Origin of the sequence: Scandinavium sp. UTDF21-P1B, from assembly GCF_040750395.1 — a bacterium.
Classification (GTDB): Bacteria; Pseudomonadota; Gammaproteobacteria; order Enterobacterales; family Enterobacteriaceae; genus Scandinavium.
The window spans coordinates 1-695 of sequence record NZ_JBFLVD010000033.1; the positions used below are offsets into that span (position 1 = coordinate 1).

Genomic DNA, 695 nt, shown 5'->3' on the forward strand with positions numbered 1-695 from the left:
AAAAATCTGGAGGTGATAAACTCATCATCTTCTTTTGCTGACGGAGCAGCACATGAACCCCTTCAAAGGCCGCCACTTTCAGCGTGACATCATCCTGTGGGCGGTACGCTGGTACTGTAAATACGGCATCAGCTATCGTGAACTGCAGGAGATGCTGGCCGAACGCGGTGTCAACGTTGATCACTCCACGATTTACCGCTGGGTTCAGCGTTATGCGCCTGAAATGGAAAAACGACTGCGCTGGTACTGGCGTAATCCTTCCGACCTGAACCCATGGCACATTGACGAAACGTACGTAAAAGTGAATGGCCGGTGGGCTTATCTTTATCGTGCCGTCGACAACAGGGGGCGCACCGTCGATTTTTATCTCTCCCCACGTCGTAACAGCAAAGCCTCATACCGGTTCCTGGGTAAAATCCTCAACAACGTGAAGACGTGGCAGATCCCGCGGTTTATCAACACGGATAAAGCACCCACCTATGGCCGTGCGCTCGTTCTGCTTAAACGCGAAGGACGATGTCCGCCTGATGTTGAGCACCGACAGATTAAATACCGGAATAACGTCATTGAATGCGATCATGGCAAGCTGAAAAGGATAATCGGCGCCACGCTGGGATTTAAATCCATGAAGACCGCTTACGCCACAATCAAAGGTATTGAGGTGATGCGAGCACTGCGCAAAGGCCAGGCTTCAG

General features: G+C 51.5%; 1 protein-coding gene. It reads left to right on the forward strand.

Translation table 11 applies throughout. The features are described from left to right. Positions 1-52: 52 nt before the first annotated feature. Positions 53-695: IS6 family transposase (locus AB1287_RS20600; protein ID WP_435618911.1), on the forward strand; the 643-nt coding region annotated here is incomplete at its 3' end.